Origin of the sequence: Pseudomonas sp. IT-P171 (assembly GCF_949767765.1) — a bacterium.
Lineage (GTDB): Bacteria > Pseudomonadota > Gammaproteobacteria > Pseudomonadales > Pseudomonadaceae > Aquipseudomonas > Aquipseudomonas fluorescens_B.
Window position 1 is genome coordinate 153,101 of the sequence record NZ_CATKQN010000022.1, and the last position, 16,609, is coordinate 169,709.

Here is a 16,609-nt window from a genome sequence, read left to right on the forward strand (position 1 = left end):
AGTGAAATAAACCCGGACTCTGTTCCGGGTTTTTTTTGCCTGAAATTTCACCATTCCTGTGGCGAGGGAGCTTGCTCCCGTTGGGCTGCGCAGCGACCCCCAGGGGTTGGCCAGTAATTGACTATTTTGAGTGCTTCGCACTCGAGCGGGAGCAAGCTCCCTCGCCACAGTTTTTGTGTTTGCCCCGACTTCGCAGTTGTCCTGTCGGGCCAAGCTGACTAACATGTCAGAAAATTCATCCTATGATTGGATGAAAGGGCGAATCCAATGTCAGAAATGTCTCCATTAATTAAGCGATCCCTGGTCGATCAGGCCTTGGACCAATTGCGTCTGCGCATCACCGAAGGTGTCTGGACCGTCGGCCAGCGTCTGCCCACCGAACCCGAGCTGTCTGCAGAGCTGGGCATCAGCCGCAACACCGTGCGCGAGGCCATGCGTGTGTTGGCGTTTTCCGGGTTGATCGAAATCCGCCAGGGTGACGGCAGTTATCTGCGGGCGGTGATCGATCCGCTGGACACCCTGAAAGCGTTGTCACGCTGCTCTCTCGAACAGGCGCGGGAAACACGGCACATCCTTGAAGTCGAGGCCATCGGCCTTGCCGCCCTGCGCAGGACCGACGAAGACCTCATCGAATTACGCAAGGCGCTCAGCGTCAGCGGCGATCATTATCACGGCGATCTCGACAGCTACATCGCTTGCGACCTGGTGTTCCACCGTCGCCTGGTGGACGCCGCGCACAACCCGACCCTCAGCGAGTTGTATCGCTACTTCTCCAGCGTCGTCGGCGCGCAATTGCGCCAGACCTTGAGCATCACGCCGCGCCGTCAGGAAGTGTTCGACCTGCATGTCGACCTGCTCGATGCCGTCGAGCAACGCGACCCGGAACGCGCCAAAGCCCTGTCGAGGCAGTTGATCAATGAACCTTGAAACCGAGAACGCCATGTCCAGCCGCAACCGCCACATCAACGAAGCCAAACGCACGGCGGAGCTCGAAGAGCTGCTGATCGATGCCGAGGCCGATGATGAAGCGGTCCAGCAGAGTCATCCGATCCTGCGGCGTCCGTGGCTGTTGTTACTGGGCCTGATTCTGGTCGCGCTGAACCTGCGCCCGGCGCTGTCGAGCATGGCGCCGATGCTCAGCGAGGTGTCGAAAAGCCTCGGCCTGTCGGCGGCGCAGGCCGGTTTGCTGACGACCTTGCCGGTCCTTTGCCTTGGCTTGTTTGCGCCACTGGCGCCGATCCTGGCGCGGCGTTTCGGCGCTGAACGCGTGGTGTTGGGCATTCTTCTGACGCTGGCGGGTGGGATCATCCTGCGCAGTTCATTCGGCGAAATCGGCCTGTTTGCCGGCAGCGTGCTGGCTGGTGCGAGCATCGGTGTGATCGGCGTTCTGTTGCCGGGCATCGTCAAGCGCGACTTCGCCAAACACGCTGGAACCATGACCGGCGTCTACACCATGGCGTTGTGCCTGGGCGCGGCAATGGCAGCCGGCGCAACCGTTCCATTGAGCGAGCACTTCGACAAAAGCTGGGCGCTGGGCCTCGGCTTCTGGGTGATTCCGGCGCTGGTCGCGGCGATGTTCTGGTTGCCGCAAGTCGGGCACAAACACGGCGCGCACAACGTGGCCTACCGGGTGCGCGGTCTGTTGCGTGACCCGTTGGCCTGGCAGGTGACCTTGTACATGGGCCTGCAATCGTCCCTTGCCTACATCGTGTTCGGCTGGTTGCCATCGATCCTGATCGGTCGCGGCCTGACGCCGACCCAGGCCGGCCTGGTGCTGTCGGGTTCGGTGATCATTCAACTGGCCAGTTCACTGGCGGCACCGTGGCTGGCCACGCGCGGCAAGGATCAGCGCCTGGCGATCGTGATCGTCATGGCGCTGACCCTCGGCGGTCTGTTCGGTTGCCTCTACGCGCCGATCGAAGGCCTGTGGGGCTGGGCGATTCTGCTCGGTCTGGGGCAGGGCGGCACGTTCAGCCTGGCGCTGACCCTGATCGTGTTGCGTTCGCGGGACTCGCACGTGGCGGCGAACCTGTCGAGCATGGCCCAGGGCTTCGGTTACACCCTGGCGTCCATGGGGCCGTTCGCGGTCGGCATCGTGCATGACTGGACCGGCGGCTGGAACGCCATAGGCTGGATCTTCGGCGTAATCGGCCTTGGTGCCATCCTTGCCGGCCTCGGTGCCGGGCGTTCGTTGTACGTGCAGGTGGTCAGCGAAAAGGTCTGACTACAGGTAAACAACGTCCAGGGTCGCCGAGCCGTCGAGCTGCACCTCGGTGCTCAGGTCCAGTTCGGAGGTGGGCGCGATGACCGTTTCAACCGTCACCCGGCTGGTCAGATTGCGAATGGCAATCGGGCCGGCGCTGCTCCCGGCAATGTCGGTGAATCCGAGATAGCTTCGCGCGCCAATCGGAATGGCCTGGGTGTTCGACGAACTCCAGGCTTTGCCGCCTGTGGTCGAGTCGGTTCGATAGACCTGCGTCAGGTCGTCCACCACCGTGCTGGCCGGATCGAAGTTCAGCGAATACAAGCCGATTTTATTGTTGCTGTGGTCGAGGTTCAGGCCGTAGTAAATCTCGCTGTTGACGAGGGCCGAGCCGTCGCGGTTGTCGCGCATCAGCAGGGCAAAACGCGCGGGCGCATTGCACTGAATGTTGAGGTCGAGCATCTGGTCGCGCAGTCGTGTGCGCTTGTCGACGCTGAGGTCTTGCCGGGAGATTTTTCCGTAGTTGACGAGGCCGTTGTTGGACAGCATCGGGGTGCAGGCGAGCGGGGTGATGGTGCCTTTGACGGTCAAGTCAACGGTGGACGCGGCCCAGGTGTGTTGCGTGGCGCTGATGAGCAGGGTTGTCGCAAGTACGCCGAAGTAATGCTGCATTGTGAAAATCCATTTCGTTGATTTTGTTCAGCCGGTGTCAGGCACCCGTCGGCGCTGAACCGGTCTTTTTGACCGAAACCGGCATTCGAGCGGCTCAGCGCGTTGACTCAGGGGAGGTACTTGATTTCAAGCGTCATGGAGCCGTCGATGGGCACTTCCTCGTTCAGGGTCAGGCTGTCGGCGCGAGCGATGTAGGTTTCGACGTAAAGGCGCATGGAGAGGTCCTTTACCGCAATCGGGGTGGTGCTGCCGATCGTGCTGACTGAAAGAAGCTCGTTCGAATTGAGGGTGACGGTGCGGGTCCAGCTTGCGCCGCCATCTCTTGAGCGAATAGCGTCGACAGGCTGACCGTCGGCCAGACGGTTGCTAATGTACGGCCAGAAATAACCCAGCTTTTCGTCCGCCGGGGTCAGGCCCACGCCGAAGAAAAGCGGCGAGGCGATGGCCGTGCCGTGTTTGTTGTCGAGTGTCTTCAATGCGAATTCGATCGGTGCGTCGCAGGCTACGTTGAATTGCATGTAGTGTTTGCCAACCGCCGTGTTCAGTGTGGGGTGGAGGTCCTTCGCGGGAATTTTGCCGATGTCGATGTTGCCACCGTCGGCCAGTGTCGGTGTGCATGCGCTCGGGGTGATGAGACCTGTGACTGTCAGGTCCGTCGACGAGGCGAAGGTGAGTGGCGAAGTCAGGACGATGAACGCCATCGTCAGCGCGTGTGGAATCTTTTTCATGGGACAGGTTTCGCTGTGGGTGGTGAGCGGAATCAGTCCTTGCCCGAAGCGTGACCTCGGGCAAGGAGCACGGCTTACAGGTACTTCATTTCAAATGTGGCTGAACCGTCGAAAGCAACATCGTCGGTTAAGGTGAGGCTGTCGGCGCGGGCAATGACGGTTTGAACCATCAATTCCACAGTGAGATCCTTTACGGCGATCGGAATGAGAGTGCCGACAACGCTTGTCGATGTGAGGCTATTCTTAATAATCTGATAGATGCGCGTCCAACTCGCACCGTTATCAATTGATCTGATCGAGTGTGCAGGCTGTCCGTCCGCAAGAGCGCTTTGGATCAATGGCGTGAAGTAACCTATTTTTTCATTATTGCTGGTCAGGCCCAATCCGAAATACAAGTCGGACGCTGATGTCCCGGCTTTGTTATCTATAGCGTTTATTGCAAATGGAGTTGGCGCATCACACGCAACCGTCAATTGCATCGGCTGACTGCCGACTGTTGTGTACCGTGTTGGACTAAGATCTTTTACCTGCACCTTGCCGACATCGACCATTCCCCCGTCGGAAAGCGAAGGTGTACAAGCGTTCGGCGTGATCAGGCCTGTGACAGTCAAATCAGTGCTCGAAGCCGCCAGCGCATAAGGCGCAACGCCAATCAGCGCCGTGGCGGAGAGTGCTGCAAAGTACTTTTTAATCATTGTTTACTCACTTCTCAGGTTGTGCCCTGACTGCCCCGAGACGCTCAGGTGCGTCCCGGATCCAGCAGGATCGGGTTGGGTGTTACAGGTAAATAATCTCGATCGTTCCTGCGCCATCGAGATTGATGGCGCTGCTCAGGTCGAGGCTGTTGGTGGGGGCGATGACGGCGTCGACGGTCACCGTGGTGCTGAGGTTCTGGATCAGCACCGGGCCGGCGCCGCTGCCGGTGTTGTCGGTGAACGCCATGTAGCGGCTTTTGCCGATGGCGGCCGGGCTGGCGCTGCCGGTGCTCCAGGCCATGCCGGCGGTGCTGGAGTCGGTTCGATAGAGGCGGGCGAAGCCGTCGGCATTGGCGTTGGCCGGGTCCACGCGCAGTGAAAAACGGCCAATCCTGTTGCCGCGGCTGTCCTTGCCCAGGCCGTAGTCGGTCTCGCTGTCGAGCGTCGCTGACCCCGAGCGGTTGTCATGCATGATCAAGGCGAAGGACGCCGGCGCGTCGCAGCCGACCATCAACGTCAACGACTTGGGCGGCAGGCGTGTGTCTTTGTCGGCGTGCAGGTCTTTGTTCGACAGGGTGCCGAAGTCGACCAAGCCGCCGTTGGACAGCACCGGCTCGCAGGCCGCGGGAGCGAAGCGGGCGCGCAAGGTCACCTCGCGGGTGCGTCCGGCGGCGACGGCGTCGAACGCCCCGAAGGCCTCCCAGGTCACCGCGTCACGCACTTGCATGCCTTGCTCTTGAACCCAGGCCGTCAGCTCAAGCTGCGCCGAGAAACTGCGCCCCTGCACCGGCACGCCGGTCTGCACCGGGGCAACCCCGTGCTTCGGTCGCCAGATCAGGCTCGACGCCGTTTCTGTCGGCAGCTGACCGACCCCGGCAATCAACCCGATCTCGACCGATTGACCATCGAGCACGGCATCGTGAATACGCATCTGATAGCTGCCGCGTTCGGCAAAGTGAAAGCGTTCGGCGGTCGCGGCCATCGCCCGGTAGAACAGGCTCATGTCGATGGGCTGCGCACAGTTCAAGGTCAGGCTGAGCCGGCGTTCACCGAGGTTGCGCTCCAGTGCGGCATCGGGCCGTATCGCCCGGTTCATCAGTCCGTAATCAAGCACCGGCTGGCTCAGGTTGAACTGGCAGTCGTCGGTGGACGCCGAGGCCAGTGGCGTTAATCCGCTCAGTGCCAGGGGCGCGAGGGTCAGCAGCAGATAGCGCGACAGATTCATGAAATTATCCTCAGAGGGCTCGGCACTTGGCGGGGGCGGTTTCGTAGTACGCATTGGCGTCGGCGTCGGTGGGCAGTTCAAAGCGCAGTTCGCAACGCTCCAGCCCCGGCGCGCTGATCCACAGTGCGCGGCGGTCGAGAGCGTTGGGCAAAAACACCAGGCCGCCGTCCTGCACCAGGGTCACGAACTCGCCATCCTCGGTGTTCACCGCGGCACCGCGCGGCAGGGGGGCGCCGTTGGCGGTGGTGGCCTTGAGCAAGGCACGACGGGTCAGCGTGATGCCGAATTCAACGTTGTCGACGGCGCCGCGACCGGCCGAAATCACCGCCAGCCCGTTATGAATGTCGGCGTTGCGCGGCAGGGTTTTGGTGTCGACTTCCACCGGGCTGTTGCCGTAAGCCGTCACTTGCGGGATTACCGCCTGACCTTGCCAGTCGGTCCACACCGGACCGCTGGGCGTCGACACTTTGATCGAACCCATGTCGCCCACCGACAGCAGCGCAAAGGTGTCGCTCACCGGGTACGGCGATAGCGTCACGCCACCGCCGTGCAATACCGCGCCGCCGCGAGCGCTGGCCTGATAGCTGGAGCGTTCCGCATCGGCGCGGGTGTAATTGAGGTCGAGCTGGGTGTAGCGCGGCAGCAGCGAAACGCCGGCCGTGGATTGCACCTGTTTGTTGCGCGTGTCGTGTTCGACGCCAACCCGGTAACCCAGTTGATCGTTGACCCGCTCACTCAAGCCGACGCCGCTGCGGTATTCGCCGGCGGAACTGCGCACCCAGGTGCGCGCCCGGCGGTTCTCGCCCAGGGGAATGCTGAGGTTCAAGTAGACGCTGTCATCGTTGCGGTTCGAACCGCTGACCTGCCATTCGGCGGTTGCAGAGACGGATACCCCAGCGATGCTGGTGCCCCAGGAGGCGAGGGCGCGGCTGTTGCTTTGGCCGTCGAACGAACTGGACCGGCTGAAGCCGCTGCTGAAGGCGCCGAGCCATGGATGCGACCACGACAGGGCTGCGCTTTGCTGATCGCGGTATCGGGATTTGCTGTTGTCGGAGGTGTTGGCGAACACCGCATCTTCCAGCTCTCGGTAGCCCAGGGTCCGGTAAGAACTGCCGGCATTCAGCGCCCACTGATCGTTCAAACGATGCGACACGCTCAGGTCAGCCTGAAGCCCCTGACTGGCTTGTTTGCCGCCGGCGTCCGCGCCGGTCAGCGTGGCTTGCACCTGGGTGACGGGCGAGGGCAACAGGCCGACGCTGCCACCCGCTGCGCGATAGTCGGCGGCGCCGGTCAGGCCCGCGCTGAGCAACACTTGCGGGGTGAGCGCACCGCTCCAGCCGCCGCTGATGACCCAGGGATCGCCACCCTGCGCGTCACCGACACTGCGCACCTGACCGGCGCCCAGCGAATAACCGGGCGCAGGCAAAGTGCCCCCCAACATCACGGCAGGCACGGTAAAACTGCGCTCGCTGCCATCGTCTTCCTTGATCGTGACTTCCACGTCGGAGCGCGTGTTGAGCCGCCGCACGTTGGTAAGCGCGAACGGGCCGGCGGGCACCACCGTGGAATGGATCAGCGAACCGTTCTGGCGGACCTCGACCTGGGCCTGACTGTCGGCGATCCCTTCAATGACCGCGCTTTGCCCTTCGACTTGCAGTGCTTGTTCATTCAGCACTTGCACACCGGTGATCTGCGCACCGGCGAGCACCGGGTTGTAGAGGTTGATCTGACCCGCCTGCAGCACCGCTTCCTGGCTGGCGAAAGTACGCTGGGCGTACGCCGCAATATGAGTCGTTGTGGACAGGTCGTCCTGCCAGGTCTGTACCTGACGGCTGCGCACGATCCAGTCACCGGCATTGAAGCCAAGTTCGGTGTTGGCCGAGGCATAGCGGTTGGTGCTGTCGCCAGACCGGCTGTGCAAACCGGTGATGTCGTAATTGATCAAACCGGCGACACCGCCGGTTTGAAAGCCGGAAAAATCCCGGGCAGTGGGGCGTATCGCGTCGGTGGGCACGATCAACGACAGGGCAAGGTTGGCAGGGTCCGGTTCGATGACGGTCTGCGGCGCGCTACCCAGGAAATCGTGGCACTGGCTATCGTCCAGCGTAAGCGCAGGCACCGTAAGGTTCGCCGCATCGAGCAGCGTTCGATCGAAACACAGCGCACCTTCGCGATCGAACGTGACGTCGACCCGGCCATGGCGCTGGCCATTGACGGTGAGCGTGACCGGGTGGCGGCCGGCCGTGAACTGCGGCGCCTGCATCAGCAACGTCGCCAGCGCCGGATCGATGCCGCGCTGCAGCAACGTGTCTTTGTCGAACGACGCCGGCAGCGACACCTCACCGTAGGCGTCGAGCATCATCAGCGCATTGCTCAGCAGCAACGCCAATGGGGTCCGCCGCCATGGATGAGAGCGAGCGCGGCCCCGAATAACGGGCACGGCTTCGCCGTCACGGTAAATGGATACTGTGGTCATCGGGTTCACTTGGGTTATTGCGGCGTACCGGGATTACAGGTACGCCAGGGGCAACGGCCATTGAGCCGTCGCCTTGAAAACATTGGCGCTTACGGTTTCTTCATGGCGCTGTCAGGACTGGATCAGCGCCTCGTAATGCGGCACCGCGAAGCCATAAACCGTCGCCGGTTGAAAACGCACTTGTGTGGCGGCGCCTTCGGGCACCTTGATGCTGATGTGCTCACCGGGAAGCACGTAGGTTTTCGGCAACATCGCGTTGCTCGCCGCCGGCAACAATTGCACTTCCTGGCCCAGACGGACCACATACGGCGTGTCATTGCGCACGGTCAGTTGACCGTCCTTCAGCGACCATTGCAGGTCGGTCCATGGCGTGCGATTGGGCGCCAGGCCTTTGGGGTGCAGGATCACCGGCAAATTCTGCCGCACCGTCACGCCGACCCGCGCCTGACCCGCCTCGGCGGGTGCTTTGCCCTGGGGTATGCCTTCGAAGATCACCCGTTTCAAACGCTGGGTCAGCAAAGGTTTTTCCGACTGCAGAATGAACCGCACCAATTGAGTTTTGCCCGCTTCGACGCGCGCCAGCGGTGGCGTCACGAACACCAGCGATTCGCTGTCTTCGGCAATGTCTTCGAGGGTGACGTGCATCAACGCCAGGTTGGCATCGGTGTTGGTCACGGACACGGACGCTTCGCCGTCAGCCTCGTTGACGATAACCACCGAGGTGTTCGGCACCATGCCGTCGGCCTGAGCGTGTGCGGTCAGCAGCAGCGCAAATGCGCCGAGGCCGGAATGGAACAGATGACGGGTGACTTTGGAAAACATCGTCATGACGTGTCTCGTTGAATGTTCGAAAAAATGGAGCCGGAAACACCGGCCGATCAGTAATTCAGTTGCACAGTGACGTGCCCGTCGATGGGGATTTCGTCGGTCAGCGTCAGGTCGTTCGCGCGAACGATGGTGGTGAACGCCGTAAGCCGTGCGCGTAAATCCTTGATGGCAATCGGGGTGCTCAGGTCGCTAAGCGCCGCGAACCCGGTCCGGCCGGCATGCCCCAGGTAGGAGGACACTCGCCAGGTGGCACCGTTGTTGAGGGAAATGATGGGTTTTACCGCGACCCCATCGGCCACCGTATCGAACAGGCCCAGTGCAACGCTACCCAGGTTCTGGTCGTCGTTGATGGCCCCCAGCCCGTGACTATTGGGGTGGATGGCGGAAGTGCCTTCGCGGTTGTCGATCGTCGTCAGGGTAAACGGCGTGGCGCCATCGCAATTCACCTCCAGGTACAGCGTGCCGTTGTCCAGGGCTGTGGGCTGGTCCGGTCTCAGGTCTTTCACCGTGACTTTGCCGTGGTTGACGATGCCTCCGCCGGACAGGCTGGGTGTGCAGGCGCTCGGGGTGATCAGGCCGGTGACACTCAGGTCGGCGCTGCTGGCGGCGAAGGCCGCGGGGGCGCAGGCGATCAACAGCGGCACCAATAGAGCGAGGGAGCATCTTTCCATGATGGGTCGTCCTTTGAGTGAGCGGGCAACGCTGTGTGCCAGGCGTTGCTCGTTGATGACGGAGGGTTACAGGTACTTGATCTGGAGGGTTGCGGAGCCGTCGAGTGTGACTTCGTCGGTCAGGGTCAGGCTGTTGGCGGGGGCGATGCCGGTACGCACATGGAGATCAAGGTTCAACTCTTTCATCGCGATGGGAGCAATGACGGCACCCGGAGCACCGACACTCCAGATGTTGTTGGCCCCCCAGAATGCCGCAGACCCTTCCTTAAGCCAGGTCTCGCCACCATCAGTGGAGAGAATGGCTTGAGCGTGGGTGCCGTCCGCCATCACATTGCGCGGAACAACGCGAAAGTGGCCCAGCTTTTCGTGGGTATTGATCAGCCCCAGGCCAAAGTAATTGCCCGCAGTGCTTGTGCCTGCACGGTTATCAATCGGGTTTATGGCAAACGGCGTAGCCGCATCGCAGTTCACTGTCATTTGCATGATTATTTCAGGCAAGTAAGTGTGTTTGTCGGGATTGAGGTCTTGTACGGAAAACTTGCCGTGATCGGCGATGCCGCCCCCGGCCAGTACTGGCGTGCATGCATTCGGAGTGATCAGACCTTTCACGGTCAGGTCCGTGCTGGAGGCAGCAAAGGCGGATGAGGAAACGGTCAGCAGCAAGGCAGCGGTCAGAAGGGGTAAACGCTTGTTCATATATGGCTCTTCCTTGATGAACGATGGTTTGGAGTTGCCCTGAGTGGGCAGGGCGCAATCTATCGGTCGAGGTTGCCAGGCGGAATGCAACTAATACGAAAACGGAGGGGCCGGTGTATGAAAGAGTGCTGCGGGTTAAAAATCGCCCTGCTGCGTAGCGTTGTCTGTAGTCCTTCTGTGTCGCCGATGTAGCTTGCAAATGTAGGGCGGTTCTTTTTGTTTCATAGGAGAAAGAACAGGCCCCCGGTTACATTGGGTGAGGTGGCTTTTCGCTCGGAAAAGGGCGTTGTGGTAGGACCCGGACGGCGCTATTTTTCGCGCATTCCAGTCACCAAACAGGATAAATCCGACAATGCGCGTAATCATTGCTGACGACCATCCGGTCGTTCGTATCGGCTTGCGGATGCTCGTCGATCTGAACCGAACATGTGTGGTGGTCGGGGAGGCGGAGGGGCCCGACAGTCTGTCGAGTCTGCTGTGCACGACGCCTTGTGATCTGTTGATCACCGACTTTTGCATGCCGGGCAACCTGCAGGCCGACGGGCTGCAGATGCTGAGCCGCTTGCGACGTGGCTACCCGACAACGCCGATCATTCTGGTCACGATGTTTGCCAACGTCACCACGCTGAGGGCGGCGTTCGCACAAGGCGTGGTGGCGATCATCGACAAAGGCGCGTCGGCAAAGGAGTTGCCTCTGGCGATCAAATCGGTGGGTGAAGGGCGCCGTTATATCAGCGAGTCATTGCGCACGGCGCTGCTTCAGGCGGACGCTCTGGCTCAGTCGAGTTCCGCCGTGCTTTCCGCAAAAGAGCACGAAGTGGTCAGAATGCTCGCCAGCGGCATGACCGTCAGTGAAATCGCCGGCTACTTCAAACGCAGCGTTTCCACCATCAGCAAACAGAAAAGCATGGCCATGCAGCGGCTGGGTATTTCTACGGATGTGGACCTGTTTGCCTATGCCCGAGAGAGTGGCATGGTGCATTAGGTTCGCAGTGCAATTGGGCAGTCCCGGTATTCCCGCCACGAATGCCCATGGTCTTCCCAGTGTTTGCAGACTATCGTGCAGGCCATCTTTTGAACGTCCGGAGTTTGCCCATGAGTGATGCCCACAACGCCTTGATCACCCGGTTCTATGAGGCCTTCCAGCGCCTCGATGCCGAAGCCATGAGCGCCTGCTACACCGATGACGTGGTGTTCAGTGACCCGGCGTTCGGCCAATTGCGCGGGCGCGACGCGGGCGACATGTGGCGCATGCTCACCACCCGGGCCAAGGATTTTTCCCTGACCTTCGACAACGTGCGCAGCGATGAACGCACCGGCGGTGCGCATTGGGTGGCGACGTACCTGTTCAGCCAGACCGGCAACACCGTGGTCAATGACATTCAGGCACGCTTTGTGTTTCGCGACGGCAAGATCTGCGAGCATCACGACAGTTTCGATCTGTGGACCTGGTCGCGTCAGGCGCTGGGGTTCAAGGGCCTGCTGCTGGGCTGGACGCCTTTGGTGAGAAACGCCGTTCGCGCTCAGGCGTTGAAGGGGCTGAAGGCATTTCAGGCCAGTCGCTGATAAGATCGCGGCTTGTTTCCTTTCAAGCCTTGATCGTCACGTGAACAACCCGAGCGAATCTTCCGTTCTTGCCGCCGAACCGCTGCCCGTCAGCAAACCCTGGTTTGTCTACCTCGTTCGTGCGGAGAATGGTTCGCTCTATTGCGGGATCAGCGACGATCCCGTCCGCCGCTTTGCCACTCACCAGAGCGGCAAAGGCGCGCGATTTTTCCTTTCCAGTCCGGCCGTGGCGTTGGTCTATACCGAAGTCTGTCGCGATAAAAGCGAAGCGCTGCGCCAGGAGCGGCTGATCAAAAAACTCAAGAAAAGCGCCAAGGAATGCCTGGTGGCGACGTTTGCTGCCGGCTTATCAATCTGAGTGATAAGTTCCCATCAGGCGGATGGGTGGGATGCTCGCTGAATGCGCGTTAAGCTGCGGCTTCATTTTCCGTGCGGCGGAGCCGAGCATGTCAGAGTTGATTCTTCATCATTACCCGACGTCCCTTTTCGCCGAAAAGGCCCGCTTGCTGCTGGGCTTCAAGGGGTTGTCCTGGCGCTCGGTGAACATTTCGCCGGTGATGCCGAAGCCTGATCTGACGGCCCTGACTGGCGGCTATCGCAAGACCCCGGTGTTGCAGATTGGCGCTGATATTTATTGCGACACCGCGCTGATCGCCCGTCGTCTGGAGCAGGAAAAAGCCCTGCCGGCGTTCTTCCCGGAAGGTCAGGAAATGATCGCGGCGACCTTCGCCGCCTGGGCCGATTCGGTGGTGTTCCAGCATGCGGTCAGCCTGGTGTTTCAACCGGAATCGATTGCCGTGCGCTTCGGCAATATGCCACCGGAAGCGATCAAGGCGTTCATCGCCGATCGCGCCGGTCTGTTTAGCGGTGGCAGCGCTACCCGGTTGTCCGCTGAGCAAGCCCGGCATCAATGGCCGACGATCATGGGGCGCCTGGAGCAACAGCTTCAGCGCGAGCAGGGTGATTTCCTGCTAGGCGAGCCATCGATTGCCGACTTTGCCCTGGCTCATTGTCTGTGGTTCCTCAAGGCTACGCCGGTGACTGCGCCGTTGGTCGATGCTTATCCGGCGGTTTCCGCGTGGTTGGGACGGGTGATGGGCTTCGGTCATGGCGCGTCCAGCGAAATGACGTCCGAAGAGGCGCTGGACGTGGCGCGCAATGCGACACCGGCCGCGTTGCCGGATGAGCAGTTTGATGAACCGAATGGTTTTGAGGCGGGTCAGCAGGTGGTCATCGCCGCGACCGATTATGGCGTTGATCCGGTGGCCGGGGAGTTGTTGTTTGCGGGCAGGGAAGAATTGATTCTGCGTCGTGAAGACGAACGTGGCGGCGTGGTGCATGTGCACTTTCCGCGGTTTGGGTTCAGCATCGAAAAAAGCTGATAAACCACACACACCTGTGGCGAGGGCGCTTGCTCCCGCTGGACGGCGCAGCAGGCCCAACTATTTTGTAAGCGCTGCGCACTCGAGAGGGAGCAAGCTCCCTCGCCACAGGGGATTTGGTGAGGGCAGTCGGGTTATTTGAGGGCTGCCAGGATTGCATCCGGGTCATACCCGCGAATCAACGTCCCGTTCACATCGATGATCGGAATCCCACCGCCACCCAGCGCTTCATAAGCCTTGCGCGCCTCGGCATCTTTCTCGATGTCGAACTCCCTGTATGGAATACCTTTCTGGTCAAGAAAGCGCCGGGTCAGTTTGCAGTAACCACACCACTCGGTGGCGTAGAGCACGACACTGGCCTTTGCCTGTGTTTGCTCCGATACCACCTGCGAGGGGGTGAACACCCGCTCGATCTTGCCCCAGTTCTGATAGACCACGACCACCAGCAGGATCAGCAGGAATTTCTTCAGTACGCTGCCGAGCATCAGTTGCGTCGCTTGAGCTGGTCAGTCAGCTGGGTGGGCAGGCCTTTGATGATCAGCGTGCCGGCTTCTTCGTCGTATTCGATCTTCGAGCCCAGCAGGTGCGCTTCGAAGCTGATCGACAAGCCTTCGGCGCGGCCAGTGAAGCGGCGGAACTGGTTCAGGGTGCGTTTATCCGCCGGAATCTCGGGCGACAGGCCGTAGTCCTTGTTGCGAATGTGATCGTAGAAAGCCTTCGGGCGTTCTTCGTCGATCAGCTCCGACAGCTCTTCGAGGCCCATGGGCTCGCCCATTTTGGCCTGGCTGCTGGCGTAGTCCACCAGGGTCTTGGTTTTCTCGCGGGCGGACTCTTCCGGCAGGTCTTCGCTTTCGACGAAATCGCTGAAGGCCTTGAGCAGAGTGCGGGTTTCGCCCGGGCCGTCGACCCCTTCCTGACAGCCGATGAAGTCGCGGAAGTACTCCGAAACCTTTTTCCCGTTCTTGCCTTTGATGAACGAAATGTACTGCTTGGACTGCTTGTTGTTCTGCCACTCGGAGATGTTGATCCGCGCCGCCAGGTGCAATTGCCCCAGGTCGAGGTGGCGGGACGGTGTCACGTCCAGCTGATCGGTCACTGCAACGCCTTCACTGTGGTGCAGCAGCGCGATCGCCAGGTAATCGGTCATGCCCTGCTGGTAATGCGCAAACAGCACGTGGCCGCCCACAGAGAGGTTCGATTCTTCCATCAGCTTTTGCAGGTGTTCCACCGCCACACGGCTGAACGCCGTGAAATCCTTGCCACCGTCGAGGTATTCCTTCAGCCAGCCGCTGAACGGATGCGCCCCGGACTCGGCATGGAAAAAACCCCAGGCCTTGCCTTGCTTGGCGTTGTAGCTCTCGTTGAGGTCGGCAAGCATGTTCTCGATGGCGCTGGACTCGGCCAGTTCCGAATCACGAGCGTGGAGAACTGCGGGCGTGCCGTCGGGTTTTTTGTCGATCAGGTGGACGATGCAATGACGGATCGGCATGGGCTTCTCGGCTGTTTGAAGCGGCTGGTTGGAGAGAGCAGGGCAGGCTCCCGAAAAAGTGCCAAGTGTACCGCAACCACTGGTTTTGGCGCGGTGCGAACGACAATTCGCAGTCGTCTGGTGGGCCTTGTGCGTTTTTTTCCTGTTTTAGAGCAATAAAGCTGACCAAATGGGTAGCTAGAGGCGGATATTTCCCCGTCTCTGTGCTAGTTTTGCCCCGTCTTACGCGAAGTCACTGCGTTAAGCGTGCATTCAGCATTTGTCAGGTCGAACCAAACCCTGATTTCGGTATCTATAACCCCGATCCCGTGGTTATTGGCCGAGGGTGCCAGATCCAGAAGATCGGGCTCGATGGCTGACACTGCACTCTGCAATCCATATGAATTTGATAGGGAAGGAACACTACATGGCTCTTACTAAAGACCAACTGATCGCCGACATCGCTGAAGCTATCGACGCGCCAAAAACCACCGCGCGTAACGCTCTGGACCAACTGGGCCAAATCGTTGCCGATCAGCTGGAAAACGGCGGCGAAATCACTCTGCCAGGTATCGGCAAACTGAAAGTGACTGAGCGTCCTGCCCGTACCGGCCGCAACCCTTCGACTGGCGCTGCCATCGAAATCGCTGCCAAGAAAGTTATCAAGCTGGTTGTGGCCAAAGGCCTGACCGACGCTGTTAACAAGTAAGACGCAGTAAAAAAAAGCCGTGCTCCGGAGTGATCCGGGCACGGCTTTTTTGTACCTTGAATTCTTCAAACACCGCAGATCCCAAGGCTGGAATATTCAGTCAGCTTTTCTTTGCCCAGCGCTCGCGCCACACCTGCTGTTCGGATTTGGTCTGGAAGGTCCAGGCAACGAAGCGGCTTTGCTTCTGGCCCTGGGACATTTCCACGACCTGGCTTTCCAGCACGCCGGCCTTTTTAAGCGCCGTCTGAATCGCCGGAAGGTTCGAGGCTTTCGAGACCAGGGTGCTGAACCACAGCACTTTGTGCTGGAAATGCGCGCTCTCGGCGATCAGTTGCGTCACAAAACGCGCTTCGCCGCCTTCACACCACAATTCCGCCGATTGCCCGCCGAAGTTCAACACCGGCAGTTTGCGTTTCGGGTCGGCGCGGCCCAGTGCACGCCATTTGCGCTCGCTGCCTTTGGTCGCTTCGTCCATCGAGGCGTGGAACGGCGGGTTGCACATGGTCAGGTCGAAACGTTCGCCGGGTTCGAGCAAGCCCAGCAGAATGTGCTTGGGGTTAGTCTGCTGGCGTAACTGGATGGCCTTGTTCAGCCCGTTGGACTGGACGATGGCTTTGGCGGCAGCCACGGCCGTCGGGTCGATTTCCGAGCCGAGGAAGTGCCAGCGGTAGTCGCTGTAGCCGATCAACGGGTAGACGCAGTTGGCGCCCATGCCGATATCGAGCACCTTGACCGGCGCGCCACGCGGAATTTCGCCGTCGTTGACGCTGGCCAGCAGGTCGGCCAGGAAATGCACGTAATCGGCACGACCCGGCACCGGCGGGCAGAGGTAATCCGCCGGAATGTCCCAGTGAGCAATGCCATAGAACGACTTGAGCAGCGCCCGGTTGAACACCCGCACCGCGTCCGGGCTGGCGAAGTCGATGCTTTCCTTGCCATACGGATTGATGATCACGAACTTCGCCAGTTCCGGCGTGGTTTTGATCAGCGCCGGGAAGTCGTAACGACCTTGATGGCGATTGCGCGGGTGCAGGCTGGCCTTTTCACGCGGTTCCACGGTTTTGGCCGGGGTGGCGGAGTCGGGCTTCTTGCGCGCAGGGCGGGGTGTGCGGGGGGCAGTCATGGGCGTGGTCGATTCGGGTATGGCTAAAAGTGGCGGGTATTGTCCCACATCCAGCTGTTGTGAACGCAATTGTGAATAACAGCGCCATACCCCTGTGGGAGCAAGCCTGCTCGCGAAGAGGCCGTGTCAGCCAGCATCAATGTTGAATGACAAACCGCTTTCGCGAG

18 protein-coding genes are annotated in these 16,609 nt (G+C 60.5%); 7 read left to right on the plus strand and 11 right to left on the minus strand.

The annotated features are described in order from the left end of the window. Positions 1 to 267: 267 nt before the first annotated feature. Both ACM6I5_RS15770 and ACM6I5_RS15775 read left to right on the plus strand, forming a co-directional pair. Positions 268 to 927 (plus strand): FadR/GntR family transcriptional regulator, encoded by a 660-nt coding sequence (locus ACM6I5_RS15770; protein WP_017340655.1) that lies wholly within the window; start codon positions 268 to 270, stop codon positions 925 to 927. Next, entirely contained in the window at positions 917 to 2,224 is a 1,308-nt protein-coding gene (locus ACM6I5_RS15775) for a CynX/NimT family MFS transporter (RefSeq protein WP_414884192.1), read from the plus strand. The genes ACM6I5_RS15770 and ACM6I5_RS15775 overlap by 11 nt, the downstream gene beginning before the upstream one ends. On the opposite strand, the gene ACM6I5_RS15780 is transcribed toward ACM6I5_RS15775, so the two are convergent. The 8 genes from ACM6I5_RS15780 to ACM6I5_RS15815 form a co-directional block, all read right to left on the minus strand. Next, positions 2,225 to 2,875 carry a DUF1120 domain-containing protein gene (locus ACM6I5_RS15780; protein WP_414884193.1) on the minus strand — a complete coding sequence of 217 codons (651 nt, stop codon included), beginning with the start codon at positions 2,873 to 2,875 and terminating at the stop codon, positions 2,225 to 2,227. A 107-nt stretch (positions 2,876 to 2,982) separates the two neighbouring features. Further along, entirely contained in the window at positions 2,983 to 3,603 is a 621-nt protein-coding gene (locus tag ACM6I5_RS15785) for a DUF1120 domain-containing protein (RefSeq protein WP_414884194.1), read from the minus strand. Between the two features lie 74 nt (positions 3,604 to 3,677). Further along, entirely contained in the window at positions 3,678 to 4,298 is a 621-nt protein-coding gene (locus ACM6I5_RS15790; protein ID WP_414880551.1) for a DUF1120 domain-containing protein, read from the minus strand. 82 nt (positions 4,299 to 4,380) lie between these two features. Beyond that, complete coding sequence (locus ACM6I5_RS15795) at positions 4,381 to 5,523, minus strand: DUF1120 domain-containing protein (protein ID WP_414884195.1); 1,143 nt, start codon at positions 5,521 to 5,523, stop codon at positions 4,381 to 4,383. Positions 5,524 to 5,533: 10 nt separating this feature from the next. Further along, entirely contained in the window at positions 5,534 to 7,999 is a 2,466-nt protein-coding gene (locus ACM6I5_RS15800; protein WP_414884196.1) for a fimbria/pilus outer membrane usher protein, read from the minus strand. A 111-nt stretch (positions 8,000 to 8,110) separates the two neighbouring features. Beyond that, entirely contained in the window at positions 8,111 to 8,827 is a 717-nt protein-coding gene (locus ACM6I5_RS15805; protein WP_414884197.1) for a fimbria/pilus chaperone family protein, read from the minus strand. Positions 8,828 to 8,877: 50 nt separating this feature from the next. Beyond that, positions 8,878 to 9,498 (minus strand): DUF1120 domain-containing protein, encoded by a 621-nt coding sequence (locus ACM6I5_RS15810; protein ID WP_414884198.1) that lies wholly within the window; start codon positions 9,496 to 9,498, stop codon positions 8,878 to 8,880. A 66-nt stretch (positions 9,499 to 9,564) separates the two neighbouring features. Beyond that, the gene (locus ACM6I5_RS15815) at positions 9,565 to 10,194 is read right to left on the minus strand and encodes a DUF1120 domain-containing protein (protein ID WP_414884199.1); all 630 of its coding nucleotides are present in this window, start codon (positions 10,192 to 10,194) and stop codon (positions 9,565 to 9,567) included. Positions 10,195 to 10,546: 352 nt separating this feature from the next. Here ACM6I5_RS15815 and ACM6I5_RS15820 point away from each other — a divergent pair, with 352 nt between their 5' ends. The 4 genes from ACM6I5_RS15820 (at position 10,547) to ACM6I5_RS15835 (ending at position 13,142) form a co-directional block, all read left to right on the plus strand. After that, positions 10,547 to 11,179, plus strand: a complete 633-nt coding sequence (locus tag ACM6I5_RS15820; protein WP_414880554.1) for a response regulator — start codon at positions 10,547 to 10,549, stop codon at positions 11,177 to 11,179. A gap of 110 nt (positions 11,180 to 11,289) precedes the next feature. Then, the gene (locus tag ACM6I5_RS15825) at positions 11,290 to 11,760 is read left to right on the plus strand and encodes a nuclear transport factor 2 family protein (protein ID WP_017340644.1); all 471 of its coding nucleotides are present in this window, start codon (positions 11,290 to 11,292) and stop codon (positions 11,758 to 11,760) included. A 40-nt stretch (positions 11,761 to 11,800) separates the two neighbouring features. Beyond that, entirely contained in the window at positions 11,801 to 12,118 is a 318-nt protein-coding gene (locus ACM6I5_RS15830) for a GIY-YIG nuclease family protein (RefSeq protein ID WP_017340643.1), read from the plus strand. Between the two features lie 88 nt (positions 12,119 to 12,206). Beyond that, on the plus strand, positions 12,207 to 13,142 hold the full coding sequence (locus ACM6I5_RS15835) for a glutathione S-transferase family protein (RefSeq protein WP_031319108.1): 936 nt from the start codon (positions 12,207 to 12,209) through the stop codon (positions 13,140 to 13,142). Between the two features lie 134 nt (positions 13,143 to 13,276). Here the strand turns inward: ACM6I5_RS15835 and ACM6I5_RS15840 are convergent, their stop codons facing one another. Continuing rightward, entirely contained in the window at positions 13,277 to 13,627 is a 351-nt protein-coding gene (locus ACM6I5_RS15840) for a glutaredoxin family protein (RefSeq protein ID WP_414884200.1), read from the minus strand. Then, positions 13,627 to 14,631: a nucleoid-associated protein YejK gene (gene yejK / locus ACM6I5_RS15845; RefSeq protein ID WP_017340640.1), complete on the minus strand. Its 1,005-nt coding sequence runs from the start codon at positions 14,629 to 14,631 to the stop codon at positions 13,627 to 13,629. Before yejK ends, ACM6I5_RS15840 begins: the two co-directional genes overlap by 1 nt. Before the next feature lie 406 nt (positions 14,632 to 15,037). On the opposite strand from yejK, the gene ACM6I5_RS15850 reads away from it, so the two are divergent. Then, the gene (locus ACM6I5_RS15850; RefSeq protein ID WP_007905514.1) at positions 15,038 to 15,319 is read left to right on the plus strand and encodes an HU family DNA-binding protein; all 282 of its coding nucleotides are present in this window, start codon (positions 15,038 to 15,040) and stop codon (positions 15,317 to 15,319) included. A gap of 100 nt (positions 15,320 to 15,419) precedes the next feature. On the opposite strand, the gene rlmF is transcribed toward ACM6I5_RS15850, so the two are convergent. Further along, positions 15,420 to 16,442, minus strand: a complete 1,023-nt coding sequence (gene rlmF, locus ACM6I5_RS15855; protein WP_017340639.1) for a 23S rRNA (adenine(1618)-N(6))-methyltransferase RlmF — start codon at positions 16,440 to 16,442, stop codon at positions 15,420 to 15,422. Positions 16,443 to 16,609: the final 167 nt, after the last annotated feature.

Excerpts from the sequence above, each read along its gene's own strand:
- ACM6I5_RS15770 (WP_017340655.1), top strand. The coding sequence starts at position 268 with ATGTCAGAAATGTCTCCATTAATTAAGCGATCCCTGGTCGATCAGGCC.
- ACM6I5_RS15775 (WP_414884192.1), top strand. The coding sequence starts at position 917 with ATGAACCTTGAAACCGAGAACGCCATGTCCAGCCGCAACCGCCACATC.
- ACM6I5_RS15780 (WP_414884193.1), bottom strand. The coding sequence starts at position 2,875 with ATGCAGCATTACTTCGGCGTACTTGCGACAACCCTGCTCATCAGCGCC.
- ACM6I5_RS15785 (WP_414884194.1), bottom strand. The coding sequence starts at position 3,603 with ATGAAAAAGATTCCACACGCGCTGACGATGGCGTTCATCGTCCTGACT.
- ACM6I5_RS15790 (WP_414880551.1), bottom strand. The coding sequence starts at position 4,298 with ATGATTAAAAAGTACTTTGCAGCACTCTCCGCCACGGCGCTGATTGGC.
- ACM6I5_RS15795 (WP_414884195.1), bottom strand. The coding sequence starts at position 5,523 with ATGAATCTGTCGCGCTATCTGCTGCTGACCCTCGCGCCCCTGGCACTG.
- ACM6I5_RS15800 (WP_414884196.1), bottom strand. The coding sequence starts at position 7,999 with ATGACCACAGTATCCATTTACCGTGACGGCGAAGCCGTGCCCGTTATT.
- ACM6I5_RS15805 (WP_414884197.1), bottom strand. The coding sequence starts at position 8,827 with ATGACGATGTTTTCCAAAGTCACCCGTCATCTGTTCCATTCCGGCCTC.
- ACM6I5_RS15810 (WP_414884198.1), bottom strand. The coding sequence starts at position 9,498 with ATGGAAAGATGCTCCCTCGCTCTATTGGTGCCGCTGTTGATCGCCTGC.
- ACM6I5_RS15815 (WP_414884199.1), bottom strand. The coding sequence starts at position 10,194 with ATGAACAAGCGTTTACCCCTTCTGACCGCTGCCTTGCTGCTGACCGTT.
- ACM6I5_RS15820 (WP_414880554.1), top strand. The coding sequence starts at position 10,547 with ATGCGCGTAATCATTGCTGACGACCATCCGGTCGTTCGTATCGGCTTG.
- ACM6I5_RS15825 (WP_017340644.1), top strand. The coding sequence starts at position 11,290 with ATGAGTGATGCCCACAACGCCTTGATCACCCGGTTCTATGAGGCCTTC.
- ACM6I5_RS15835 (WP_031319108.1), top strand. The coding sequence starts at position 12,207 with ATGTCAGAGTTGATTCTTCATCATTACCCGACGTCCCTTTTCGCCGAA.
- ACM6I5_RS15840 (WP_414884200.1), bottom strand. The coding sequence starts at position 13,627 with ATGCTCGGCAGCGTACTGAAGAAATTCCTGCTGATCCTGCTGGTGGTC.
- yejK (WP_017340640.1), bottom strand. The coding sequence starts at position 14,631 with ATGCCGATCCGTCATTGCATCGTCCACCTGATCGACAAAAAACCCGAC.
- ACM6I5_RS15850 (WP_007905514.1), top strand. The coding sequence starts at position 15,038 with ATGGCTCTTACTAAAGACCAACTGATCGCCGACATCGCTGAAGCTATC.
- rlmF (WP_017340639.1), bottom strand. The coding sequence starts at position 16,442 with ATGACTGCCCCCCGCACACCCCGCCCTGCGCGCAAGAAGCCCGACTCC.